19 protein-coding genes are annotated in these 23,975 nt (G+C 70.1%); 8 read left to right on the top strand and 11 right to left on the bottom strand.

Annotated features, from left to right (window positions below; all coding sequences use genetic code 11):
• Positions 1-54: 54 nt before the first annotated feature.
• The 5 genes from ACU6RU_RS15435 to bsh form a co-directional block, all read right to left on the bottom strand.
• On the bottom strand, positions 55-1,707 hold the full coding sequence (locus ACU6RU_RS15435) for an alpha-amylase family protein (RefSeq protein ID WP_120265262.1): 1,653 nt from the start codon (positions 1,705-1,707) through the stop codon (positions 55-57).
• Entirely contained in the window at positions 1,704-2,714 is a 1,011-nt protein-coding gene (locus tag ACU6RU_RS15430; protein ID WP_289330190.1) for an LLM class flavin-dependent oxidoreductase, read from the bottom strand. The genes ACU6RU_RS15435 and ACU6RU_RS15430 overlap by 4 nt, the downstream gene beginning before the upstream one ends.
• 75 nt (positions 2,715-2,789) lie before the next feature.
• Positions 2,790-3,161, bottom strand: a complete 372-nt coding sequence (locus ACU6RU_RS15425; RefSeq protein WP_446726998.1) for a sigma factor — start codon at positions 3,159-3,161, stop codon at positions 2,790-2,792.
• 166 nt (positions 3,162-3,327) lie between these two features.
• A complete protein-coding gene (locus ACU6RU_RS15420) occupies positions 3,328-3,498 on the bottom strand; it encodes a CsbD family protein (RefSeq protein WP_289330192.1) in 171 nt (56 codons plus the stop codon).
• A gap of 157 nt (positions 3,499-3,655) precedes the next feature.
• A complete protein-coding gene (gene bsh, locus ACU6RU_RS15415) occupies positions 3,656-4,633 on the bottom strand; it encodes a choloylglycine hydrolase (RefSeq protein WP_446726997.1) in 978 nt (325 codons plus the stop codon).
• A 325-nt stretch (positions 4,634-4,958) separates the two neighbouring features.
• On the opposite strand from bsh, the gene ACU6RU_RS15410 reads away from it, so the two are divergent.
• The 8 genes from ACU6RU_RS15410 (at position 4,959) to ACU6RU_RS15375 (ending at position 15,764) form a co-directional block, all read left to right on the top strand.
• A complete protein-coding gene (locus tag ACU6RU_RS15410; protein ID WP_120265257.1) occupies positions 4,959-5,939 on the top strand; it encodes an ABC transporter substrate-binding protein in 981 nt (326 codons plus the stop codon).
• A 64-nt stretch (positions 5,940-6,003) separates the two neighbouring features.
• Positions 6,004-7,551: a sugar ABC transporter ATP-binding protein gene (locus ACU6RU_RS15405; RefSeq protein ID WP_259455413.1), complete on the top strand. Its 1,548-nt coding sequence runs from the start codon at positions 6,004-6,006 to the stop codon at positions 7,549-7,551.
• Positions 7,548-8,591: an ABC transporter permease gene (locus ACU6RU_RS15400; RefSeq protein ID WP_120265255.1), complete on the top strand. Its 1,044-nt coding sequence runs from the start codon at positions 7,548-7,550 to the stop codon at positions 8,589-8,591. Before ACU6RU_RS15405 ends, ACU6RU_RS15400 begins: the two co-directional genes overlap by 4 nt.
• On the top strand, positions 8,588-9,607 hold the full coding sequence (locus tag ACU6RU_RS15395) for an ABC transporter permease subunit (protein WP_446726996.1): 1,020 nt from the start codon (positions 8,588-8,590) through the stop codon (positions 9,605-9,607). Before ACU6RU_RS15400 ends, ACU6RU_RS15395 begins: the two co-directional genes overlap by 4 nt.
• A 55-nt stretch (positions 9,608-9,662) precedes the next feature.
• Entirely contained in the window at positions 9,663-11,198 is a 1,536-nt protein-coding gene (locus ACU6RU_RS15390; protein WP_120265253.1) for a sugar ABC transporter ATP-binding protein, read from the top strand.
• Positions 11,191-12,204 (top strand): LacI family DNA-binding transcriptional regulator, encoded by a 1,014-nt coding sequence (locus ACU6RU_RS15385; RefSeq protein WP_446726995.1) that lies wholly within the window; start codon positions 11,191-11,193, stop codon positions 12,202-12,204. The genes ACU6RU_RS15390 and ACU6RU_RS15385 overlap by 8 nt, the downstream gene beginning before the upstream one ends.
• Before the next feature lie 47 nt (positions 12,205-12,251).
• On the top strand, positions 12,252-13,142 hold the full coding sequence (locus ACU6RU_RS15380) for a hypothetical protein (protein ID WP_446726994.1): 891 nt from the start codon (positions 12,252-12,254) through the stop codon (positions 13,140-13,142).
• A 72-nt stretch (positions 13,143-13,214) separates the two neighbouring features.
• Positions 13,215-15,764 carry a bifunctional lysylphosphatidylglycerol flippase/synthetase MprF gene (locus ACU6RU_RS15375; protein ID WP_446726993.1) on the top strand — a complete coding sequence of 850 codons (2,550 nt, stop codon included), beginning with the start codon at positions 13,215-13,217 and terminating at the stop codon, positions 15,762-15,764.
• Here the strand turns inward: ACU6RU_RS15375 and ACU6RU_RS15370 are convergent.
• The 6 genes from ACU6RU_RS15370 to ACU6RU_RS15345 all read right to left on the bottom strand — a co-directional run bounded on the left by ACU6RU_RS15370 (position 15,733) and on the right by ACU6RU_RS15345 (position 23,975).
• The gene (locus ACU6RU_RS15370; protein WP_289330197.1) at positions 15,733-17,037 is read right to left on the bottom strand and encodes an alpha/beta hydrolase; all 1,305 of its coding nucleotides are present in this window, start codon (positions 17,035-17,037) and stop codon (positions 15,733-15,735) included. The genes ACU6RU_RS15375 and ACU6RU_RS15370 overlap by 32 nt on opposite strands.
• Positions 17,038-17,157: 120 nt before the next feature.
• Positions 17,158-17,673 (bottom strand): ASCH domain-containing protein, encoded by a 516-nt coding sequence (locus ACU6RU_RS15365; RefSeq protein WP_289330198.1) that lies wholly within the window; start codon positions 17,671-17,673, stop codon positions 17,158-17,160.
• Positions 17,670-20,693 (bottom strand): alpha-mannosidase, encoded by a 3,024-nt coding sequence (locus tag ACU6RU_RS15360; protein WP_446726992.1) that lies wholly within the window; start codon positions 20,691-20,693, stop codon positions 17,670-17,672. Before ACU6RU_RS15360 ends, ACU6RU_RS15365 begins: the two co-directional genes overlap by 4 nt.
• A gap of 55 nt (positions 20,694-20,748) precedes the next feature.
• Complete coding sequence (locus tag ACU6RU_RS15355; RefSeq protein ID WP_289330200.1) at positions 20,749-22,047, bottom strand: glycoside hydrolase 5 family protein; 1,299 nt, start codon at positions 22,045-22,047, stop codon at positions 20,749-20,751.
• Between the two features lie 66 nt (positions 22,048-22,113).
• Entirely contained in the window at positions 22,114-23,001 is an 888-nt protein-coding gene (locus ACU6RU_RS15350) for a carbohydrate ABC transporter permease (protein ID WP_289330201.1), read from the bottom strand.
• Complete coding sequence (locus tag ACU6RU_RS15345) at positions 22,998-23,975, bottom strand: carbohydrate ABC transporter permease (protein WP_289330202.1); 978 nt, start codon at positions 23,973-23,975, stop codon at positions 22,998-23,000. Before ACU6RU_RS15345 ends, ACU6RU_RS15350 begins: the two co-directional genes overlap by 4 nt.

Here is a 23,975-nt window from a genome sequence, read left to right as displayed (position 1 = left end):
CGGACCCCGCCCTCGATCCGCTGAGGCCGCGGAAATCACCCGCTGTTTCACCCGTCAGCGCAAGCGTCCGTCGCCGGGACGCGTGACGCGGAGACGCCGCGCGCCATAGCCGTCGAGGCCCATCGAGACGGTGCCGCCGTCCAGCGCCCAGCTCTCGCCCGAGGCGAGGCAGACGAGCTCGGTGCCTGCGGGCTCGTCGCCGAGATCGACGTCGAACGCCACCGGCTCGCCGGCGAAGTTGTGCACCGCCACGAATCGGCTCTCGCTCGTGCGAGCGCCGTGGGCCAGGACGGATGCCGCGGTGACGGGCAGCAATTCGAGCTCGCCCCACCCGATCTCGGGAGACTGCCGGTAGCTGCGCGCGAGCCCGCGGATGAATGCGAACAACGAGTCCGGGACCAGAAGCTGGTTCTCGACGTTCACGTGCTGAGGGGCGTACGGGCCCTCCGGTGCCGGCAGAGGGTGCGCGCTCGCGGGCGCGGTCGAGAACCCGCCGTCGGGGCGCCACTGCATCGGCACGCGGACCGCGTCGCGCTCCTCGATGTCGAGGTTCTCGCCCATTCCGATCTCCTCGCCGTACAACAGCACCGGCGTTCCGGGCAGCGAGAAGAGCAGGCTGTACACGAGGCGGATTCGGCGCGGGTCGCCGCCCAGCATCGGAGGCAGCCGGCGCCGGATGCCGCGACCGAACACCTGCATCGACTCCTCGGGCGCGAAGGCGGCGAACACCTCCTCCCGCTCGGCGTCGGAGAGCTGGTCGAGGGTGAGCTCGTCGTGGTTTCGGACGAAATTCGCCCACTGCGAGATCGTCGCGATCTCGGGACGGCTCTCGAGCGAGGCGCGCAGCGGCTGCGGGTCTTCCCGCGCGAGCGCGAGATAGAGCGCCTGGTTGCTCGCGAAATCGAACTGCATGTGCAGCTCGCCGTCGCCGTCCGCGCCGAAGTAGGCGGCCTGCTCGTCGTGCGGCACGTTGACCTCGCCGACGAGCATCGCCTCGCTCGAGCGCCGTTGCGCGAAGCGGCGCAGCGCGCGCAGGACGTCGTGGTCGCGCTGCGGCTCGCGACGTTCGGGCGAAGAGACGAACGAGGGCACCGCGTCGACCCGGAAGCCCGACACGCCCAGCTGTAGCCAGAAGCCCATGACTTTCGCCAGCTCGCGCTGCACGGCCGGGTTCTCGGCGTTCAGGTCGGGCTGGTGGGCGTAGAAGCTGTGCAGGTAGTACTGCCCGGTTCTCTCGTCCCACTCCCAGACGCCGTCTTCCTCACCGGGGAACTGCGTCTCGCGGGGGTCGTCGGGGATCTCGTCGCGCCACACGTAGAAGTCGCGATAGGGCGACTCCCGGCTCTCTCGTGCCGAGAGGAACCAGGGATGCTGGTCGGAGGTGTGGTTCATGACGAGGTCGACGATGACCCGGATGCCGCGGTCCTCGGCGGTGCGGATGAGCTCGACGAAGTCGCCGTGTGTCCCCACGCGCGGATCGACCCCGTAGTAGTCCGACACGTCGTACCCGTTGTCACGCCCGGGCGTGGGATAGAAGGGCATGAGCCAGAGGCAGGTCACGCCGAGGTCTGCGAGGTAGGGCAGCCGCCGGGCGAGGCCCTGCAGGTCGCCGTCGCCGTCGCCGTCGTCGTCGAGGTACTTCTCGACGTCGACGCAGTAGAGCACGGCGTTCTTCCACCACAGGTCGCTCGTGTCGGAGATCTTCATCGTGCGCTCCCGGAGTCATTCGGCTCGGCGCCCAGCCGCTCACGCAGTGCCGTGAGGAGGGCCGCGGCCCGTTCACCGAGGAACGCGCGCTGGTCCTGTGAGATCTCGTGGATGTAGAGGCGGTCGAAGCCGGTGTCGACGAGCCCCGCGAGGCGGTCGGCGAGATCGGCGATGCCGCCGGGGGAATCGTCCGCGACGAGCACGTGCTCGGCCAGCTCGGCATCGGTGGGGTCGCCGGCTCGGGCGGCGAAGTCTTCCGGCTGGGCGATGTCCCAAGCCTCCGGCGGGGTGACCACGCCGTGCAGCCACTGGTCGCGCACGAGCGTGGTGGCCTCTTCGCTCGATCCCGCGAGCGCGATGTGCACCTGCAGACAGGTGGGGCCGAGGCCGCCGGCATCCAGGTACGCGTCGACGATCTCGGCGACCTGGTCACGGCGCGTGCCGACCGTGACGAGTCCGTCGGCCCACCCGGCTGCCCACCGTGCGGTCTCGGGCGAGGCGGCGGTCGCCATGAGCGTCGCCGGCCCCGCGGGCAGGCTCCACAGACGGGCCTCGTGCACGCGGATGCGGCCGTCGTGATCGATGCGCTCGCCGGCGAGCAGTCCCCGCATCACTTCGACGCACTCTCCCAGGCGCGCGGTGCGTTCGTCTTTCGGGGGCCAGGGCGCGCCGGTGACGTGCTCGTTCAGCAGCTCGCCGCTGCCGAGGGCGGCGAAGTAGCGCCCCGGGAACATCTCGGCGAGAGTCGCGATCGCCTGTGCACTCACGACGGGGTGGTACAGCTGACCGGGTGTGGAGACCGATCCGATGGGAAACCGGGTCGAGGCGAGGGCGGCGCCGAGCCACGCGATCGTGTTGCCCGAGTGCCCCTGGCGGGGAGTCCACGGCGCGAGGTGGTCAGCACTGAATGCACCGTCGAAGCCGACGCGTTCGGCTGCGATGACGGCTTCCAGGAGCGCGCTGGGCGCGAGCTGTTCGTGCGAAGCGTGATATCCGATGAAGGCCATGCCCCAGTCTTTCGGCCGGGCCGGGCCGAGCACCTCCTGTTGCCCGATCGAGCCTGTTGCGGTACGGGGCCGGTGTCAGGCTGGGCCGCTCGTCTCGTGGAGACGCGTCAGCGCTTCGCGCATCTCGGTCAGCCGGCCGCGCCCGACAGCGCGACGCCGGAGGCGGGCGAGGATCCAGGCGCGCACGGTGCCCGCGCCCGCGTCGAACCAGCGCGCCTCGCGCCAGACGTCGAGGAAGGCCTGGCGCACGGCTTCCTCGGCTGCATCCCTGCTCGCAGTCAGCCGCAGCGCGAGCCCGAAGGCAGCGGCGGCGGTGGCGTCGTACAGCTCGGCGAACGCACCCTGGTCGCCGGCGGCGACAGCGGTGAGGAGCGCGTGGAGCTCGGCCTCGGAGCCGGGACGTGAGGGCTCGTCCTCGGCCGTGTCCGGCGCGAGCAGATCTGTCATGAGGGAATCGTGCTGCGCGACCGCACAGCCCGGAAGCGCTTGAGTCTCGACACCGCTCGTGATAGGCGGATGCAGTCAGATGAATACATCCACCCCGAGCGCCCCGCAGGCGGACAGCAGAGCGCCCCGGGTCCATGGACCCGGGGCGCTCGCGTGAGGGAGCGTCTTACTTGAAGGCGTCCTTGACGTTCTCGCCGGCCTTCTTGACGTTGGCGGCGGTCTGGTCCTTGTGGCCTTCGGCTTCGAGACGCTCGTTGTCGGTCGCCTTGCCGGCGGCTTCCTTCGCCTTGCCGGTGACGTCCTGAGCTGCGTTCTTGATCTTGTCGTCGAGTCCCATATTCGGCCCCTTCCGTCGATCTGCGTCCGGGTCTGATCCCGGATGCCGGGACGGTTCATCCCGGTCCGGATACGGTAGGTCGATCGATTCCCACCGCGCGACCACTCGCGTTCCGGACGGCAATGCGGTATAGCCACCGATCCGGTATGGCGGGTCGTCAGTTCTGCATGTTGATCTGCTGCCCCGTCACCAGCGGGTAATGCACGAGCGTGTCGGCGTCGAGGTTCTCGCGATGCATGTCGACTCCCGAGATCTGGCTGTTCTCGTATGTCGTGTAGTAGTACACACCGGTGTCGGTGTTGCAGCACGACGAGTAGATGGTGATCTCGAATTTGCTTTCCTCCCCGACGTGCACGCACCCGCGTTGCTGCGCCACCGACCCGAGGATCTGGAAGAACTGGCTGATCGACTCCGACTCCGATTCGCCGGCGACGGAGTTCATCCGGGTGAACGCCGCCTTGGCGAAACGGGAGGACGACGAGAGGTCACCGGGGAGCCCGATCGCTCCCATACCGCGGCTGTACCGGTCCAACGCGAGCTCGGGGGCGAAGGTGTTCTCCGGCGGGTAGGTCGACAGGTGCATGAGGTTGTTGAGGCCGAACAGCTGGATGTCGAACGTCGGATTGTTCGTGAGCACGCCGACGGGGTTGTCGTACACGCGAAGCCCCTCCCGCACGCTCTCGACGGTGATCGACCGTTCGCGGTCGGCGATGATCCAGTGCAGCGGTGAGGCCGGGAAGGCGTCGCTGAACGAGGCGTCGGTGATCGTGACGTCGGTGAGCGCCGCCGCGACCTCGTCGACGGTCGCGAAGCGGCCGAGGACCCACGGGATGAACTCGAAAGACGCGATGTTCGTCGTGCCGGCCTTCTCGGGCTTGTAGTCCGCGTTGCCGGGGAAGTTCAGCCCGGCCATGCCCAGCCCCCGCTCATTGACGGCGTCGTAGTACAGCGGGTAGCCGTCGGCGATCGTCGCGATGCCGATGATCGCATGGTGGGTCTCGAGCGGATCGGTCGCCCGGAAACGGAAGGGGAAGTTGCGCGGAGTCACCACGACGGTCTCGTGATACGAGAACTCGAGGTCGAGGTTCCGGCCGAAGTAGTGGTTCCGCGTGGTGTAGCTGACACCTGTGCACATGGTGCGCCTCCTGTGACGTCGGGCCGCCCGTCGACCCTCGTCCCACCCCTACCCGAGCGTCGACGCCGCACGGCAGGGCCCTTGACACGCCGTCGCGCACGTGCGGCCCGGTGGAACGCGCACACCGCCGACAGGTGTGAGCGCTCACCTCGGGGCGATCCGCGCCGATGGCGACCGTGACTGCCCGGCCCCCGCGGTTGCTGATTCGTTACGGAGACCACTCTTGACACGACCCGTATTGTGAGCGCTAACATTCGAGCGTCCCCCTGTGGTGACATGCATCAGAGATCCGGCGACGTCGCCGGACGAAACGAGGAGGTTTCCGATGTCCCAGGTGAAGTCCGTCGTCACCGCGATCGCCATGCTCGGCGTCGTCGCACTCAGCGCCACCGCATGCGCGAGCTCCGGCTCGCCGGGCGGCTCCGGCGGCGACGACGTCATCACGGTCGGGTTCGCCCAGACCGGTTCCGAGAGCGGATGGCGAAGCGCCAACACCGAGTCGATCAAGGAGGCGTTCTCGGCTGAGAACGGCTTCGACCTGATCTTCAACGCCGCCGACAACAAGCCCGAGGCCCAGATCGCCGCGGTGCGCAGCTTCATCAACCAGGGCGTCGACGCGATCGTGCTCGCGCCCATCGTCAGCGACGGGTGGGACGACGTCCTCAAAGAGGCGAAGGATGCCGGCATCCCCGTCATCCTCGAAGACCGCACGGTCTCGGCACCCGACGACCTCTACGCCAGCTGGATCGGGCTCGACTTCGAGCAGGAGGGCAAGACGGCGGGCGAATGGGTCGCCGAGAACTTCGGCTCGAAGCCCACGAACCTCGTGATCCTCGAGGGGACCACCGGCTCGTCGGCGGCCACCGACCGGCAGACCGGTTTCGACGCCGCGGTCGCGGGCACCGACATCACCGTGCTCGACTCCCAGACAGGCAACTTCACCCGGGCCGAGGGCAAGACGGTCATGGAGGGCTTCCTCCAGAAGTTCGGCTCCGAGATCAACGTGCTCTTCGCCCACAACGACGACATGGGCCTCGGCGCCCTCGACGCGATCAAGGCGGCCGGTATGACGCCGGGCACCGACATCCAGATCGTCACGATCGACGCGGTGAAGGACGGCATGACCGCGCTCGCGAACGGCGAGTTCAACTTCATCGTCGAGTGCAACCCGCTCCTCGGTGAGAAGACGGCCGAGGTCGTGAAGTCCGTCGTCGCGGGCGAGTCGGTCGACAAGACCTACATCGTCGAGGACCAGAGCTTCACGCAGGAGCAGGCGAAGGAAGTCCTGGACAGCCGCCCCTACTGATCCGACACCCTGGTGGCGGCCGGCACCACCGGCCGCCACTCCCCCTTCAGAAAGCGGGTCGATGATGACCACGGAACGCCCGGTCGCAGTCGCGATGCGCGGGATCACCATCCAGTTCCCCGGCGTGAAGGCGCTCGACGCCGTGGATCTCACGCTCTACGGCGGCGAGATCCACTCGCTCATGGGAGAGAACGGCGCCGGCAAATCGACGCTCATCAAGGCGCTCACCGGCGTCTACGCGATCGACAGCGGCAGCATCGTCGTGGGCGGCCGCGAGCGCTCGTTCCGCAGCACGGCCGACGCGCAGGCCGCGGGCATCTCGACGGTCTACCAAGAGGTCAACCTGTGCGCGAACCTCTCGGTCGCCGAGAACGTGATGCTGGGCAACGAGGTGCGCCGCGCGGGACGCATCGACTGGCGTGCGACGCACGAGGCGGCCGCGGGCCATCTCGCCGAGCTCGGACTCGACATCGACACCCATTCCGTGCTCGCCAGCCACTCGATCGCGGTGCAGCAGCTCGTCGCCATCAGCCGGTCGATGGTCATCGACACCCGGGTCCTGATCCTGGACGAGCCGACGTCGAGCCTCGACCGCGGCGAGGTCGAGCAGCTGTTCGCGGTGATGCGACGGCTCCGTGACCGCGGGGTCGCGATCCTGTTCGTCTCGCACTTCCTCGACCAGATCTACGAGATCTCCGACCGCCTGACGGTGCTGCGCAACGGCGGCCTCGTCGGCGAGTACCCCGTCGCCGAGCTCGGGCGCGAGGCGCTCGTGGCGCGCATGATCGGGCGCGAGCTGAGCGCTCTCGACGCCCTGTCGTCGACGGCGGAGCGCGAGATCGACCGCGACGCCGTGCCCGTTCTCCGCGCTCGCGGCGTCGGGCGGCGCGGCGTCATCGAAGCGGCCGATCTCGACGTCCACCGCGGCGAGGTCGTCGGGCTCGCCGGGCTGCTCGGCTCGGGCCGCACCGAGCTCGCGCGGCTGCTCGCCGGTGCCGACCGCTCGGACGGCGGCACCGTCGAGATCGATGGTGCACCCACCCGTCTGAGCACCCCGCGGAACGCGCTCGATCGCGGCATCGCGTTCTCGTCCGAGGACCGCCGGTCCGAAGGCATCGTCGCCGACCTCACCGTCGCCGAGAACATCGTGCTCGGCGTGCAGGCACGGCGCGGCGCGCTGCGGCGGGTGCCGCAGAGCGAGCGCGACGCGCTCGTCGCCGAATACCTCGACGCGCTCGGCGTCCGCCCCGCCGACCCCAACGCCCTCGTGCGCAACCTCTCGGGGGGAAACCAGCAGAAGGTGCTGCTGGCACGATGGCTCGCCACCGCCCCCGAACTGCTCATCCTCGACGAGCCCACCCGCGGCATCGACGTCGGCGCCAAGGCCGACATCCAGCGCAAGGTCGCCGAGCTCGCGGCCCAGGGACTGGCCGTCGTCTTCATCTCCTCGGAGCTCGAGGAGGTGCTGCGCATCGCGCAACGCGTCGCCGTCCTGCGCGATCGTCGCAAGATCGGCGAGCTCATGACGCAGGATGTGGACGTCGACACACTGGTCGCCTTCATCGCCGAGGGCGACTCCGAGGACCCCTCGGGTAAGGAGAAGATCGCGTGAAGAAGCTGTTCACGCACCGGCTCGTCTGGCCGGTGCTCGCCCTTGTGGCCCTGATCGCGGTCAACACCGTGTCGCGGCCGTCGTTCCTGAGCGTGACGGTGCAGAACGGGCAGCTGTACGGCTCGCTCATCGACATCCTCCGCAACAGCGCCCCGCTCATGCTCGTCGCCCTCGGCATGACGCTCGTGATCGCCACACGCGGCATCGACCTCTCGGTGGGCGCGATCATGGCGGTGTCGGGCGCGGTCGCCCTGACGATCATCGAGGCCTCGCCCGAGCCGGGCAACCTCGGGGTCGTCGCGATCGCCATCGCGGCGGGCGTGGGCACCTCGCTCGTCCTGGGGGCCTGGAACGGCTTCCTCGTCGCGGTGCTCGGGATCCAGCCGATCATCGCCACCCTCGTGCTCATGCTCGCCGGGCGCGGCGTCGCCCTGCTCATCACGCGCGGGTTCATCACCACGATCAACAGCGAGCCCTACCAGTTCATGGCGCAGGGCTACGTTTTCGGGCTGCCCTTCGCGCTGTGCGTCTCGGTCGCGGCGATCGTCGTCGTCGCCGTCGTCCAGCGGCGCACCGCGTTGGGGATGCTGACCGAGGCGGTCGGCATCAACCCCGAGGCCAGCCGGCTGGCGGGCGTGCGCTCGCGCGGGATCATCTGGGGCACGTACATCGCCAGCGGGACCCTCGCCGGGATCGCCGGCATCCTGTACAGCTCGAACATCATGGCCGCCGACGCCAATGCGGCGGGCATGTACATCGAGCTCGACGCCATCCTCGCCGTCGTGCTGGGCGGCACATCGCTCGCGGGCGGCAAGTTCAGCATCGCCGGCACCGTGGTCGGCGTCTTCACGATCCAGACCCTCAAGACCACGATCACCTTCCTCGGGGTCCCGCCCGCGGTGAGCCCGGTGTTCATGGCCGGCGCGGTGCTCGTGGTCGTGCTGCTGCAGTCGCGCCGGGTGCGCGGCTGGTTCACCTCCGGGCGCCGCCCCGCGGCTCGCCCGGTCTCCACCCGCTCCGACGCGAAGGTGCTGTCATGACATCGCTCACCGCTGCCCCCCGCGCGCACGAGCGCGCCCTGAGCCCCTGGCGCCGCTTCCTGAGCCGCCACATCGCCCTCGTCCCGGTGTTCGCGGCCGCCGCGATCCTCCTCGTGATGATCGCGGGCGCGATGATCAACTTCCCGAACTTCCAGCTGCCGCGGATCCTGTCGTCGATCCTCCTCGACAACGCCTACCTCCTGGTGCTCGCGGTCGGGATGACCTTCGTGATCCTCACCGGGGGCATCGACCTCTCGGTGGGCGCGGTCATGGCTTTCACCGGCATCCTGTGCGCGCGACTGCTGTCGGAGGGCGTGCCCGTCGCGGTCGCGATTCCGGCGATGATCGCGATCGGCGGTGCGATCGGCCTGCTGATCGGCGTGCTGGTGCAGTTCTTCGACGTCCAGCCCTTCATCGCCTCGCTCATCGGGATGTTCCTCGCGCGCGGCCTCGCTTTCGTGGTGAGCCTCGAGTCGATCAAGGTCGCTGACGAGGGTCTGCTGTGGCTGCAGTCGACCCGGCTGTCGTTCGGCGGCTGGTACATCACGCCCACCGGCATCCTGGCGCTGCTCACCGTCGTGCTGGCCGCCCTCGTCCTGCGCTACACGCGCTTCGGCCGCACCGTCTACGCGATCGGCGGCAGCGAGCAGTCGGCACGCCTCATGGGCTTGCCGGTCCTGCGCACCCGACTGCTGGTCTACGTCATCAGCGGCATCTGCGCGGGGATCGCGGGCATCGTGCTGACCGCGTACTCCGGCGCGGGCTACCCCCTGAACGGCGTCGGCACCGAGCTCGACACGATCGCAGCGGTGGTGATCGGCGGCACTCTCCTCACAGGAGGCAGCGGCTTCGTCGTCGGATCGCTCATCGGGGTGTTCGTCTACGGCCTCATCCGGACGATCATCTCGTTCCTGGGCGCCGAGCAGTCATGGACCCGCATCACGGTGGGCGCACTGCTGCTGGTGTTCGTCGTGGTGCAGCGGGTGATCGTCAGCCGATCCGCCACGCGGCGGTGACGGCCCGCCGCGCCGCGGCAGCGCGGCGGCGCTTCGGGGCGGCATGATGGTGCGCATGGATCCCGAGGCGCCGCCGACGCTCGAGGTGCGCGGAGCCGACGTGCGCTTCGGCCCCGAGCAGGCGCTCGCGAACGTCGATCTGCGCCTGTTCGCGGGCGAAGTGCATTCGCTCATGGGAGAGAACGGCGCGGGGAAGTCGACGCTCATCAAGGCCATCACCGGCGCGCTCCGCCTGGATGCCGGTGAGATCCTCCTCGACGGCGCCCCGGTGCACCTCGCCCGCCCCGCGGACGCGATCGCGGCGGGCATCTCCACGGTGTACCAGGAGATCGACCTGCTGCCGAACCTCACCGTCGCCGAGAACGTCTCGCTCGGACGCGAACCGCGCCGCTTCGGCATCATCGATCACGCCGAGATGCGCAGGCGGGCCGCGGCTGCGCTCGAATCCCTCGGCGTCTCGATCGACCCGGGCTCGCTCCTGTCATCGCACTCCCTCGCGATCCAGCAGCTCGTGGCCATCGCCCGGGCCGTGTCGGGCGACGGCCTCCGCGTGCTCGTGCTCGACGAGCCGACGTCGAGCCTCGACGCCGACGAGGTCGCCGAGCTGTTCCGCGTCGTCCGCGAGCTGACGGCCCGCGGCATCGCGGTGCTGTTCGTGTCGCACTTCCTCGACCAGGTCTACGAGCTGTGCGACCGCGTCACGGTGCTCCGCGGGGGCCGGTTCGTCGGGGAGTACTCGACCACCGAGCTGCTGCGTGTCGAGCTCGTCGAGAAGATGCTCGGCGACTCGGCGGCGCGGCTCGCCGCGATCGACGACGAGCCGGCGCCGCCGAGCGAGGGGCCCCTGGTGCTGTCGGCCCGCGGCGCACGCACGGGCCGGACCCGGCACCCGTTCGACCTCGAGCTCGTCGAGGGCGAAGTGATCGGCTTCGCCGGTCTGCTCGGTTCGGGTCGCACCGAGTTCGCGCGTGCGCTCACGGGGGTCGACCGGCTCGACGAGGGCGCGGTGCTGCTCGACGAGACCCCGCTCGGGGGTCACGGTCCGCGGTCGGCGATCGGGCGCGGGGTCGTGTACTCGTCGGAGAACCGTCGCACCGAGGGCGTGCTGGGAGACCTCAGCGTGCTCGAGAACATCACGCTCGCGCTGCAGGCGCAACGCGGCATCCTGCGTCCCGTGGGCGCCACTCGGGCGCGCGAGCTCGCCCGGAGCTGGATCGAGGCCCTCAACATCCGTCCCGCCGACATCGACCGGCCGGTGCGGGAGCTCTCGGGCGGCAACCAGCAGAAGGTGCTGCTGGCCCGACTGCTCGCGCTGTCTCCGCGGGTGGTCGTGCTCGATGAGCCCACCCGCGGCATCGACGTCGGCGCGAAGGCCGAGGTGCAACGGCTCGTCGGAGAGCTCGCCGACAACGGCGTGTCGGTCGTCTACATCTCGGCGGAGCTCGACGAGGTGCTGCGCGTCTCGCACACCGTCGCCGTCGTCCGCGATGGGCGCATCGCCCACGTCGTGCCCGCCGCGGATCTGACCTCGGACCTGCTCATCGCCCTCGTCGCCCGCGCCGATGACCCCGCCGGCAAGGCCGATGACTGACGCGCGCACGCCCCGGGCGGCGAACATCTTCGACGTCGCGAGACTGGCCGGCGTCTCGCACCAGACGGTGTCGCGCGTGCTCAACGACATGCCGAACGTGCGTCCGGCCACCCGCGAGCGGGTGGAGAAGGCGATCGCGCAGCTGCGTTACAGCCCCTCTCCCGCGGCGCGCGCGCTGGTGACCCGGCGCACCCGGACGATCGGCCTCATCACCCCCGGCACGGTGCAGTTCGGGCCGACCTCGGTCGCGACCCACTTCAACTTCGCCGCGCGGTCGGAGCGCTACAACGTCGACGCGATCAGCTCGCCCGAGAGCGATGTCGCCGCCGTGCGGTCGGCGATCGACGGGCTGCTCCGGCAGCGCGTGGACGCCATCGTCCTCATCGTCGTCGATCTCGACGTGCTCGCCGCCGTCCAGGGTCTCGAGCTCGACATCCCCCTCGTCGCCGTCGCCGCCACGAGCCGGCCGCACCCGCAGCTCGTGGCGATCGACCAGTACCGGGGTGCACGCAGTGCCGTGCGCCACCTCGCCGAGAGCGGGCATCGGCGTATCCACCACATCGCGGGGCCCGCACGCAATCCCGACGCCGCCGAGCGCGTGCGCGGCTGGCGCGACGAGCTCGTCGCGAGGCGGCTCGATATCCCGCCGCTCGCCTACGGCGACTGGTCGGCCGCGAGCGGATTCGGCATCGCGATCGAGAGCGACATCGCGCCGGGCGACGGCATCTTCGTCGGGAACGACCACATGGCCATCGGCGTGCTCTCGGCGCTCCGCGAGCGCGGACTGCGCGTGCCCGATGACGTCGGGATCGTCGGGTTCGACAACGTGCCCGAGGCTGCCTTCCTGCACCCCGCGCTCACCACCGTCGAACAGGACTTCCCGGCGCTCGGCGCCCTCATCATGCAGAAGGTGCTGCTCGTGGTGGAGCAGCCCGATGTGGTGACCGAAGCGACGCCGCTGCCGACCCGGCTCATCGTGCGGCAGTCGTCGGTCACGGACGGCTGAGCGCCGCTCCCAGCGTTCTCGTGACCGGGTGCGGCACGATCGTTCCCATGGCCTCTCGATCCCGGATGCGGCGGCGCCGTCGCCGGATCGGGATCGTCGCCGTCCTCGTGACGGTGCCCGTGCTGCTGGTGACCTTGATCGTCGCGATCGGGGTGACCGCGACGAACCTCGCGGCGATCCCGGGCGGCGCCGCGCCTCCGGGCGATCAGCCGCGCGCACTCCCGCCGAACGCCGGTGACATCGACCCCGGCAACCTCATCGACGACGACCTCTTCTTCGATCGCGACGCGCTCTCGACCGCGGAGATCCAGGACTTCCTCGACGACCGGATCGGCGAATGCGTCAATGGAGCGTGTCTGAACGTCGCGACAGCCGGCATCTCATCGCGCGAGGCGCGGGTGTCGGAACGCACCGGTGACGTGATCTGCCGCGCGATCGAGGGCGGCGAGCTGCCCGTCGCGGAGATCATCCATCGCGTGCAGGAGGCCTGCGGGATCTCGGCGCGCGTCATCCTCGTGACCCTCCAGAAGGAGCAGTCGCTGATCGAGGGCCGCGCGGCCCGCGCGCCGTCGGAAGGCCGGCTGCGCGCGGCGATGGGCGCCAGCTGCCCCGACACCGCCCCGTGCGACCCGGAGTACGAGGGCGTCGGCGCGCAGATCGTGGCCGGAGCGACCGACCTGGCCTCGTACCGCGCGTCGAACTTCATGCGACAGCCCGGAACCCACTTCATCGCCTTCCACCCCGACCCCGCGTGCGGCGGGACGGAAGTCGCGATCGAGAACGACGCGACGGCGGCGCTGTACAACTACACGCCCTACCAGCCCGACCCCGCGGCCATGTCGGCGGGATGGGGCTCGGGCGGCCCGTGCTCGTCGTACGGCAACCGCAACTTCAGTTACTACTTCGCGCTGTGGTTCGGTTCGGTGCGAGCCGGATGAGGCTTCCCGCCGGATAAGTGCCCGCTGTGCGCCTGCTCTGCGCGCACAGGCGGAGCCACTATCGTGCGTCAGGTGACGACATCCCTCAGCGACCTGCGTTCGTTCGCCGCGGGCGCCGGCTCCTGGCTGCGCCACCGTCCGGTGACGCTCCTGATCGCGATCCTCACGATCGGGCTGAGTGTCGCGGGGCTGATCTTCGAGCCGATCGACTGGGGTTTCATCCCCGCCCAGGACGCCGGTGGCGCCGGCGCCGCGACTCGTCACTGGTGGAGCTCCGTGACCTCGCTGTTCGTCGTCGAGACGGTGCCGGCCCTCATCGTGTTCGTCGTCCTCGTGCTCGTGGTGGTGGGCGCCGCCGAACGGGCGATGGGGAGCATGCGCACCGTGATCGCGTACCTCGTGGGCGGCGTCGCGGCATCCTTCCTGGGTTTCGCGATCGACCTGTTCGAGCAGACCTACCTCGCCGGCATCCCGTTGAACGCGCCCGCCGTCGACGTGTTCTCGCCCACCGCCCCGCTGCTCGCCACGGCCATGGCTGCCAGCTCGTTCTTCGGCACGATCTGGCGGCGTCGCACTCGACTGCTGGGGGTGCTCTCCGCTGTCACGCTCTATCTCTACTCGGGCGGCGCGAACGACCTGTTCTCGCTCCTCGCCGTGCCGGTAGGCTTCGCGCTCGGCTTCGCACTCGGTGGGCGCAGCAGCGGTTTCCGCCTCGTGCGCAGCTCGTACTACGAGAAGCGGGTGCTGCTCGCAGCGATCGTCGCGATCACGGCGATCGGCCCGGTCGTCGCGACCGCCTCGGGGTCGGGCGCGGGCCTGCTCTCGATCTACGGCTATCTCTCGATCGACCCGCTGAGCATCGTCGACGGCCAGGTGTGCGCGTTCGGCTCGGCGGGCGCCCCGTGCCCCGATGACTTCTCCTCCATCTCCGATCTGCAGGGGTGGTCGAGCGTCGTGGCACTGCTCCCGCTGGTCGTCCTCCTGCTCGCGGCGCGGGGCATCCGCAACGGCCGGCGCATCGCGCTCGAGGTCGCCGTCGCGATCAACCTCGCGATGTTCGCCGGCATGCTCTACACGTTCTTCGTGATCGAGCCCGACACCGTCGCCGCCATCGGCGAGGCCGTCAACGCCGAGACCGCGGATTTCGTGTGGCAGACCCTCACCGGGGTGATCGTCGGCGCCATCGTGCCCCTGGCCGTCGCGATCGTGCTGATCGTGTTCCGGGGAGCCGCCCGGGTGACGACCACCGCGGCTGCCAAGCGCACGTTCATCCTGACGATCGTGATCGGGACGGCGGCGACGCTCGTCGTCTCGTTCGTCGGGACGCTCGTGATCGCCGACGGCTTCCAGCCCGGCGTGGATGCGCTCATGGTGTTGCGCGCGTTGCCCCTGCGCCTCGTGCCGCCGACCCTCATCCCCTCGGACATCATCGAGTTCGTGCCCGAGTCCGGTGCCGCCCAGGCGATGTGGTACCTCCCGTCGCTGGTGTTCTGGCTGATCCTGGTCGTCGCCGTCGCCCGCGTGCTCGTCGACTCGCGCACCGTGCTCGATGCACCCGACCGGCTGCGCGCCCGGGGCGTGCTCGAACGCGGTGGCGGCGACACGCTGTCGTTCATGTCGACGTGGCGCGGCAACTCCTACTGGTTCGCGCCCGATGCCGACGCGGCGATCGCCTACCGCGTGCGCGGCACGATCGCGGTGACCCTCGGCGGTCCGTTCGGCCCCGACCACGACCGGCCCGACGTGGTGTCGGGCTTCGTGGAGTTCTGCGGGGCGCACGGCTGGACCGCGACCTTCTACAGCGTCGACGCGCGTGAGGGCAGTGTCTTCGACCACCTCGGCTGGCAGCGGATGCCGGTGGCCGAGGAGGCCGTCCTGCGCCTGCCCGAGTGGAACACGGCGGGAAAGAAGCGGCAGGACATCCGCACCGCGACCAACCGGGCGTCGCGCGAGGGGATCACGGCCGTCTGGACCTCGTGGCGGGAGCTCACCTCGAGCCAGCACGCTCAGATCCGCGAGATCTCCGAGGGCTGGGTCGCCGATCGCACGCTGCCCGAGATGGAGTTCACCCTCGGCGGCGTCGACGAGCTCGACGACCCGGCGGTGCGGCTGATGATGGCGGTGCACGAGAGCGGCCGGATCGAGGCGGTCACGAGCTGGCTGCCGATGTTCGATCACGGAGCCGTGACGGGTTACACCCTCGATTTCATGCGGCGACGTGGCGACGCGATGAACGGGATCATGGAGTTCGTCATCGGCGCCGCCGCCGACCGGATGAAAAGCGACGGGCTCGGCCTGCTGAGCCTGTCGGGTTCGCCGCTGGCCTCGACGCAGCTCGGCGATGACGCCGAGCGCACCAATGTCGCGCGACTGCTCGACCTGCTGGGCGGGCTGCTCGAGCCGGCGTACGGGTTCCGGTCGCTGCTGAACTTCAAGCGCAAGTTCCAGCCCGAGTTCGTGCCGCTGTGGGCCGTGTATCCCGACCCGGCGATGCTGCCCGCGCTGGGCGTCGCTCTGACGCGGTGCTACCTGCCCACCCTCACCCTCGGGCAGGCGGTACGAATGGCGGGGTCGCTGCGCGAGCCCGCCGTCAGCGGCCGAGCCCCCAGTGATCGGCGATGATCTCGAGACCCTGCTGGAAGATGTAGGTCCACGAGGCCGCATCGTGCGCGCTCCCCTGCGCCTCGACGTAGGTGGCATCCATCCCCGCGGCCTGCGCGGCCTGATAGATCCGCTGCACGCCCGGGAGGAACCCGGCGTCGTTGCTCCCGACGCCGAAGACGGCGGTCATGTCGCGGTACGGCGCGTGGGCCGCCATGATCGCGGCGGGCTTAGCCGCCTCGTAGGCTGCCCGGTCGCCGCCGAAGCCCTGCGCGATCGTCGTCGCCTCGTCACCCAGCGAAGGGAACTCCTCGCCCGAGGCGTCGAGGATCGCACTGAAGAGCTCGGGGTGGGCTGAACCGAGCTGGATCGAGCAGGTGCCGCCCTGCGACAGGCCGCCGATGCCCCAGAAGTCGGGGGCGTCCAGAACCGGCAGGTTGGCTTTGATCCAGGTCGGCACGTCGACCGTCAGGTAGGTCGCCGAGTTTCCCAGCGGCGAATCGATGCACATCGGGTTGGTGTCGGGCGAGCCGAGCTGATCGGGCGAGACGACGATCGGGGCGAGGCCGTCGTGAGCCGACGCATAAGCGTCGAGCGACTGCTGCAGGTGGGCCGCGATCAGCGGATCCTGGGGCTGGCCGGGCTGTCCGGACAGCACGATCAGCACGGGCAGCAGCGGCGGGTTGTCGGTGAGGGCTGCGGGCGGGCGGTAGATGACGGCCGGACGGGCGGTGAAGCCCGACGCCGTCGCGGGGATCGTGACCGTGCCGACCTCGCCGGTCGAGGGCATCCCGTCGGGGGCGGTCCAGTCGGCGATCGTCGGACGGTCGGCGTTGCCGTCGAGGGACGGCAGGTCAGCGGAACCGAACGCGGGCATCCCGAGGGCGAGGCGCACGGTCGGGTACTGTCCGAACGCGATGTTCACGCCCATCGCTGCGGTGAGCGCGAAGAGCACGATCGCCAGCGGCGCGGCGACGGCCCGGCGCCAGGTGGGACGCCAGAGCGACACCAGGGCGACCCCGATGGCGGCGAACCCGAGCGCGATCCACATCCGCGAGTCGGCCGTGAGGACCACGCCGAACAGGTTGTAGTGATCCGCCAGCAGCCAGGTCAGGCCGATGCCCAGGAGCCCCGCGACGACCGCCGCCGTCGCTGCCGTCATCGTCCAGCGCCGGCGGAGCCAGCGGTTGCTCGGCCGCAGCACGACGAGCAGCACGAACGCGAGGGCAGCCGCGATGCACGTCCCGACGACGGCTGGGCCGGAGAGGATGTTCGTGTTGAGCAGCCAGTTCACATCGACCTCCCGAGGACGGCGCCGCGCCGCAGTGGCGCGACGGGCTCACCGCCCCGCCCACAGCGTAAACCGGGCCGCGTGCTCGCCTGCGCACGCGGCCCGGTTTTCGCGGCGGTTTCATCAGTCGGCGTGCTCGGGCGGCCACACGACCGAGAAGCGCTCGAAGACGATGTCCTCGTCCTCCGACCACTCGGCTCCGCGGGCCGCCGCGACGCGGGTCCAGTAGCGTCGGTGCTCGCGCTGCCAGCTCTCGAGCGAGAGGTCGTCCTCGCCCTCGTCGGCGGCGAAGGCGGCATCCGCGCTCGCGAAAGGCCCCAGGCGCAACTCCGTGGTGCGGATGACGATGCGCGGGGTTCCCGTGCTGTCGCACGCGATCCAGTGCGAGCCGAGGCGAGGGATGAGATCTCCCCGCGCGACGAAGTCGGCGACGAGCTCGGCGGTGGCACGCTTGCCGCCCGCGAGAACGATCTCGAGCAGCTCGTCGGCCAGGCGTGCGTTGTCGCCGAAGTGCTCGACGGTGTACTCGGGCGCCGCGCGCACCGCCTCCGGGTGCGCGGCCCGATACTGCTCCCACATCTCGGCCGCTGCGGCCTCGTCGAGGGGCAGGGCGCGAGAGGATCCGCTGTGTTCGCTCATCCCTCGATCCTCGCACCGACGGGCACGCTCACCCGATAGGTGCGCACCTCGAAGGGCCGCAGCTCGACCGTCACACGGCCGGCGTCATGCTCGACCTCGCCGAGGTCGTCCTCGATGAGCGAGGCCTCGCGGACGATCACCGCCCCGTCGATGCGCACGTCGCCGGCCACGCGCCGCCCGGCCGGCTCGTACACGCGCACGACGAGGTCGCCCGAGCGATCGGCGGCGAGCTTGACGCCCGAGACCAGGATGCCGGGTGTCGCCGTGACCAGCGGCGCCACGGGCGCTCCGACGCGCTCGCGCATCGCGGTGTTCAGTGCGATACCCGCGGCCGTCGCGGTCTCGATGTCGGCGCCGATCACCAAACCGTAGCGGTGGGTCTGCTCACCCTGATCGGTCTCGGGATCGGGGAATCGCGGCGCGCGCAGCAGCGAGAGCCGGACCGTCGTGGTGACGCCGCGGTCGGGGTCGGCGTCGCGCGTGACGTCGTACCCGTAGGTCGAGTCGGTCACGAGGGCCGCCCCGAAACCCTCTTCGGCGACGTGGACGAAGCGGTGCATCGAGGTCTCGAACTTCGCGGCTTCCCAGCTGGTGTTGGTGTGGGTCACGCGCCGGGCGTAGCCGAACTGCGTCTCAGCGGCGGTGTGCTCTGCCTGGATCGCGAGCGGGAATGCGACCTTGAGGAACTTCTCGACCTCGTGCCAGTCGGTTCGCTGCGAGATCTCGATGGTGCGCGAGCCGGGCCGCAGGACGAGCTCCTGCGTGAGCGTCGACTCCGAGAACGACCGGGTGATCGTGACGTGGGCCGCCCCGTCACGCGTGTCGGCGACGAGCGCGTCGATGTCCGTGAGGTCGGTGACGCGGTTCCGGTAGAAGCGATCGACGTCCCAGGCGTCCCACATGTTGGGGAAGTCCTGGTGCAGCTGGAGGAGGTTCGCCGGTTCGCCCGCCGGTATGGTCTCGCGCCCGGTGGCGAGATCGATCGCCGAGGTGATGAGGCCGTCGGCCGAGATCGTCACCCGGACGAGGTCGTTGCCCAGCACGAATCCGCCGTCGCGCTCGAGCACGTCGACCGCTCCCGCCGGGGGTGCGGCGGGGGCGGCGCCGAGCCCGGGGACGCCGTCGCGGGCCAGCGGCGACGCGTTGAAGACGACGCGCTCGTCGCCGGGGCCGGCCAGCAGCTCCTGGGCACGATCGATGAGCGCCTCGGCGGCCGCCGCGACGCGCTCGTACTGCTCGACGGCCTCGCGGTGCACCCACGCGATCGAGGTGCCGGGCAGGATGTCGTGGAACTGCTGCAGCAGGACCTGCTGCCACAGCGCGTCGAGCTCGTCGTAGGGGTAGTCGGCACCGGTGCGCACGGCGGCGGTGGCCCACCAGGCCTCGGCCTCGATCAGCAGGTGCTCGGTGCGCCGGTTGCCCTGTTTCGTCTTGTGCTGGCTCGTGAGGGTCGCGCGGTGCAGTTCGAGGTACAGCTCCCCCACCCATACCGGCGGCTTCGGCAGCTCGGCCATCGCGCGTTCGAAGAACGCGTCGGGGTGCTCCCACTGCACGCGTGCGCTGCCTTCGAGGTCGGCGAGGCGCTCGGCCTTGCCGGTCATCTCGCGGGTCGTGCCGCCGCCGCCGTCGCCCCACCCGACGGGCGCGATGGATCCGGATGCCACACGCGATTCGCGGAACTGCCGCGACGCCTTCGCCACCTCCATGCCCGACAGCTGCGAGTTGTAGGTGTCCATCGGCGGGAAGTGGGTGAACATCCGCGACCCGTCGATCCCCTCCCAGGCGAAGGTGTGGTGCGGGAACTTGTTCACCTGGTTCCACGAGATCTTCTGCGTGAAGAACCACTCGAAGCCGGCGCGGCGCATGAGCTGGGGCAGCGCGGGCGAGTATCCGAACGAGTCGGGCAGCCATACGCCGCGCGAGCGGATGCCGAACTCCTCCTCGAAGAAGCGCTGACCGTAGAGGAACTGGCGGGCGATCGCCTCGCCGGTGGGCATGACGGTGTCGGACTCGACCCACATGCCACCCAGGGGCAGGAAGCGCCCCGCGGCGACGGCATCCTTGACCTTCGCCCACACCTCGGGACGATGCTCCTTGAGCCAGGCGTACTGCTGCGCACTCGACATGCCGTACCGGAAGTCGGCGCTCTCCGCCAGCAGCTCGGTCATCGTGGTGCTCGTGCGCGCGACCTTGCGGATGGTCTCACGCACCGGCCACAGCCACGCCGAGTCGATGTGGGCGTGGCCGATGGCCGAGATGCGGTGCGCGCTGGCCTCGGCGGGCGACGCCAGCACCTCGGCGAGCGCGGCCCGCGCGTCCGCGGCGGTCTCGGCGATGTGCTGCAGGTCGACACGGTCCAGCGCGTCGTCGAGTGCCTGCAGGATGCGCATGCGCCGGGGCGCGGTCTCGGGCAGCTCCGCCTGCAGTTCGACGAGCACCTCGAGGTCGAGCGCGAGCTCGTGCACCTCGGGCTCGAATACGGCGAGGTCCATGTGCCGGACCGTGTAGAGGGGCCGGGGCGAGGAGGTCTGGATGTCGCCCTCCTGCGTCGGGAGGAAGGGGTGGTAGTCCAGCAGCACGGGGTTGGCGGCGGCCTCGATGTAGAACTCGACCTCTTCATCGCCGGCGGCTTCCTCGGCGATGCGCACCCACTGGTTGCGGGGGTTGAGCGACTTCACCGGCTCGCCGCTGGGGAGGTAGACGAGCCCTTCGCACTGGAAGCCGGGCATGTTCGGGTCGAAGCCGAGGTCGACGACGGCCTCGACCCGGCGACCCGCCCACGCCGCCGGCACCCGCCCGCGCACGCGGAACCAGGTCGTCGACCATGCCGGTCCCCACGGAGATCCCGCCTCGAACGGCTCGAACTCCAGCGCCAGACCGGCGGCAGGCGCGATGGGCTCGCCCGGCAACCGGTTCGCCGAGATCTCGAGCGGGATGCGCGCGGAATGGATGGCGGGGCGGATGCGCTCGGTGAGCACGCGTGCGGCGCGGCCGGTGGTGAGAGGGATGTCGTCGTGCATGGGTGGGTGGATCCGTTCGGTCGGGTCGGGTCGGGTCGGGTCGGGCCGGGTCGGGTCAGGGCAGGGTGGCGGCGGCGCCACCGCCGAGGACGGGGGTGGGTGCGCCTCGGTCGGCGGCATCCACTCGCTCCATCCTCGAGATCCCTCGTGCGGCGAGCAGCGCGGCATCCGTCTGCCGCGAGGCGAGGACGACCTGCGGGCCGCGGCCATCGCGTTCGGCGGCGCGCACCCAGGCTTCGAAGAATGCGCCGCCCGGTGCACAGTCGGCGCGGTAGGGGCGGGAGTCGTCGAGTACCAGGCCGACGGGGGATGCCGCCGGGCGGGGTGCGCCGCGCAGTTCGCGCGCCAGCTCGGCGAACCGGCGACCGGTCGGTTTGACGGCGCCGTCCTCGTCGATCAGTCCGAGGTCGTACTCGACCGGCGGGAAGTCGAGCAGGGAGCGGGCGACGTCGTGGGAGCACCACCACGTGACGGCGGAGAGCACGGGGACGTCGGCGGCGCGACGCACCGTCTGTTCGAGGAAGTCGGCCGCGTCGCCGCGATCGACGACGGTGACGGGCACGCCGACCTCCTGGAGCCAGACCGGGCGATCGGCGAGAGCGTGCCACGCGGCCGCAAGCTGCACGAGGTACTCGGCGTGCCGCACCGATCCGGCGCCGAGGCCGCCGTGACGCTGGGCCGCGCCGTTGAAGACCCAGGAGTGCACGACGGTCTGGTCGCCGTGCTCGGCGGCGTGAGACGGCAGGAAGGGTTGACGCTCGTCGTACCAGGTCGCGTCGTAGGCGGCGTGCGTGATGAGGCCGGGTGCGCTCTCGCGTGCGACGCCGAGGAGACGCACGAGCCACTCCTCGGCCTGCGCTTCGTCGATCGGATGCGGGTGCGGGTGCGGCCTCGCGGCGAACTGGTTGACCTCGTTGCCGAGGGTCAGCCCCAAGACGTTGGGGCGCGGCCGCAGCACCTCTCCGAGGGCGCGCAGGTACGCCTCCTCGCCCGCGAGGGCCACGGGGTCGGTGAAGATGTTGCGCTCGTGCCACGTCGTGACCCACGCGGGCAGGAAGTCGAAGCTCGACAGGTGCCCCTGCAGCGCGTCGACGTTGACATCGAGGTCGAACTCGGCCGCAGCATCCACCACCGCGCCGATGTCGGCGAGGGCCGCGGGCCGGAGCAGTCCGCGGTTCGGCTGCACGAGGTGCCACAGCGGGAAGAGGCGCACATGGTCGGCCTCGAGCCCGGCGACCGCCTCGAAGTCGCGGCGCACCTCGTCGAGGTCGAGGTCGAGCCACGCATGGAACCAGCCGGCGCGGGGCGTGTAGTTCACGCCGAATCTCATCACGGGGTCGATCGGGGAGGTCATGGGGCCTTCCGGGGTCGGGGACGACGGGGCGGAGAAGGGGGCGACGCGAGGAAGCGGGGGTGGGGCTCAGCCCTTGACCCCGCCCTCCTCGACACCCTTGAAGAAGTGACGCTGCAGCACCGCGAAGACGATCGCGATCGGGACGAAGGCGATCATCGAGCCCGCGGCGATCATGCGCTGATCGTTGGAGAACGTGCCCGACAGGTATTGCAGGCCGATCGTGAGGGTGAACTGGTCGGGGCTCGTCAGCACGATGAGCGGCCACAGGAAGTCGTCCCAGGCGCCGATGAAGCTGAAGATCGCGATGACGGCGACCGTTCCCTTCACCGACGGGAGCGACACGCTCCAGAACCGCTGCAGGGCGTTGGCGCCGTCGATGATCGCCGCCTGGTCGATCTCTTCGGGCAGCACCCGGAACGCGTTGTACATCAGCAGCACGTTGAGGGTGGCGACCATGCCGGGCAGCGCGACACCGAGCAGGGTGTCGGCGAGGCCGAGGTTGCGGATCGTGACGAAGTTGGCGATGATCGTCGCCTCGCCCGGCAGGATCAGCGTCGCGAGGAACAGGCCGATGACGATCTTGCGTCCCCGGAACCGCAGGCGCGACAGAGCGAAGCCGGCGAGGGTCGAGAACACGACGTTGCCGCCCACGGCGAAGACCGCGACGAACAACGAGTTCCCGATGAACTGCCACACCGGGATCGCATCCATGACGCGGGTGTAGTTGTCGAGCGTGGGCTGGCTCGGCCACAGCTGCGGGATGCGGGTGTAGATGTCTTCGCTCGTGCTCTTCAGCGATGTCGAGAGTTGCCACAAGAACGGGCCGATGCTGATGAAGAGCACGAGGACGAGCAGCCCGTACCGGGCGACGATCTCGCCCGGCCGCATCGAGCCGAACCCGCCGCGGCGACGTCGGCGGGGTTCGACCCGCTCGCGGGTGGCGGTGGCGCTCATTCGCTGCTCCGGCTGTTGATCTTGGCGAGGACGAGCATCGGTACGAGCGTGACGAAGAACATGAGGATGCTGAGCGCGCTGGCGTAGCCGAGGTCGCCCGAGAACCCGCGGGAGTACTGCTGGATGAGCATGACCATCGTCATCGCCTCACCGCCGGCGCCGCCCGTGCCCCCGGTCATGATGAACACCTCGCTGAAGACGCGGAGAGCGGCGATGCACACCAGCACGGCGATGAGGAACATCGCTCCGCGGACGGCGGGCAGGGTGACGGAGAAGAAGCGTCGCACCGCGCCGGCGCCGTCCATCGCGGCGGCCTCGTGCAGGTCGCGGCTGACGTTTCCGAGGGCGGCGAGGTAGATGATCATGTAGAAGCCGAGACCCTTCCACACCGTCAGGCTCACGGCGCTGAGGATGATGAGCCAGCGGTCGGTGAGGAAGGGCAGCGGCTGCTGGATGATCGACATCGCCTGCGCGAGGCCGTTCACCAGCCCCCGGTCGTCGAGCATGAAGGTCCAGATGAGGGCCACGACGACGGCGGAGGCGATGACGGGCGTGTAGAACGCCGTGCGGAAGAAGGCGATGCCGGGGAGCTTCTTCTCGACCAGGAGTGCGATGAGCAGCGGGAGGATCGTCAGCAGCGGCAGGCACACGAGCATGAACACGACGCTGTTCAGCAGCGCGCCCATGACCTGGTCGTCGCGGAGGATCAGCTCGAAGTTCCGGAAGCCGACGTATTGCTCGTTGCCCCCGAGCGGCTTGGCGTTCGTGAACGCCATACGGATGGTGTTGAGCGAAGGCCAGATCGAGAACACCGCCAGCCACAGCAGGGCCGGGGCGAGGAAGAGCCACGGCGTCCACGAACGGGTCGCGTTCGCGGGGCCGTGCCCGACGGGACGGCGCCGTCGTGCCGCGGTGGCGGCGGGCGCCCCCGCGACCGGGGCGAGCCCGGCCGCGGGGAGGTTGGTGAGGGTCAT

Source organism: Microbacterium sp. F1-18, assembly GCF_052921305.1.
The sequence above is the reverse complement of the archived record's forward strand: the minus strand, read 5'-3'. Positions and strand labels throughout refer to the sequence as shown.

Bases quoted from the DNA above. Each gene is read 5' to 3' on its own strand.
- ACU6RU_RS15435 (WP_120265262.1), bottom strand. From the start codon at position 1,707: ATGAAGATCTCCGACACGAGCGACCTGTGGTGGAAGAACGCCGTGCTC.
- ACU6RU_RS15430 (WP_289330190.1), bottom strand. From the start codon at position 2,714: ATGGCCTTCATCGGATATCACGCTTCGCACGAACAGCTCGCGCCCAGC.
- ACU6RU_RS15425 (WP_446726998.1), bottom strand. From the start codon at position 3,161: ATGACAGATCTGCTCGCGCCGGACACGGCCGAGGACGAGCCCTCACGT.
- ACU6RU_RS15420 (WP_289330192.1), bottom strand. From the start codon at position 3,498: ATGGGACTCGACGACAAGATCAAGAACGCAGCTCAGGACGTCACCGGC.
- bsh (WP_446726997.1), bottom strand. From the start codon at position 4,633: ATGTGCACAGGTGTCAGCTACACCACGCGGAACCACTACTTCGGCCGG.
- ACU6RU_RS15410 (WP_120265257.1), top strand. From the start codon at position 4,959: ATGTCCCAGGTGAAGTCCGTCGTCACCGCGATCGCCATGCTCGGCGTC.
- ACU6RU_RS15405 (WP_259455413.1), top strand. From the start codon at position 6,004: ATGACCACGGAACGCCCGGTCGCAGTCGCGATGCGCGGGATCACCATC.
- ACU6RU_RS15395 (WP_446726996.1), top strand. From the start codon at position 8,588: ATGACATCGCTCACCGCTGCCCCCCGCGCGCACGAGCGCGCCCTGAGC.
- ACU6RU_RS15390 (WP_120265253.1), top strand. From the start codon at position 9,663: ATGGATCCCGAGGCGCCGCCGACGCTCGAGGTGCGCGGAGCCGACGTG.
- ACU6RU_RS15385 (WP_446726995.1), top strand. From the start codon at position 11,191: ATGACTGACGCGCGCACGCCCCGGGCGGCGAACATCTTCGACGTCGCG.
- ACU6RU_RS15380 (WP_446726994.1), top strand. From the start codon at position 12,252: ATGGCCTCTCGATCCCGGATGCGGCGGCGCCGTCGCCGGATCGGGATC.
- ACU6RU_RS15365 (WP_289330198.1), bottom strand. From the start codon at position 17,673: ATGAGCGAACACAGCGGATCCTCTCGCGCCCTGCCCCTCGACGAGGCC.
- ACU6RU_RS15360 (WP_446726992.1), bottom strand. From the start codon at position 20,693: ATGCACGACGACATCCCTCTCACCACCGGCCGCGCCGCACGCGTGCTC.
- ACU6RU_RS15355 (WP_289330200.1), bottom strand. From the start codon at position 22,047: ATGACCTCCCCGATCGACCCCGTGATGAGATTCGGCGTGAACTACACG.
- ACU6RU_RS15350 (WP_289330201.1), bottom strand. From the start codon at position 23,001: ATGAGCGCCACCGCCACCCGCGAGCGGGTCGAACCCCGCCGACGTCGC.
- ACU6RU_RS15345 (WP_289330202.1), bottom strand. From the start codon at position 23,975: ATGACCCTCACCAACCTCCCCGCGGCCGGGCTCGCCCCGGTCGCGGGG.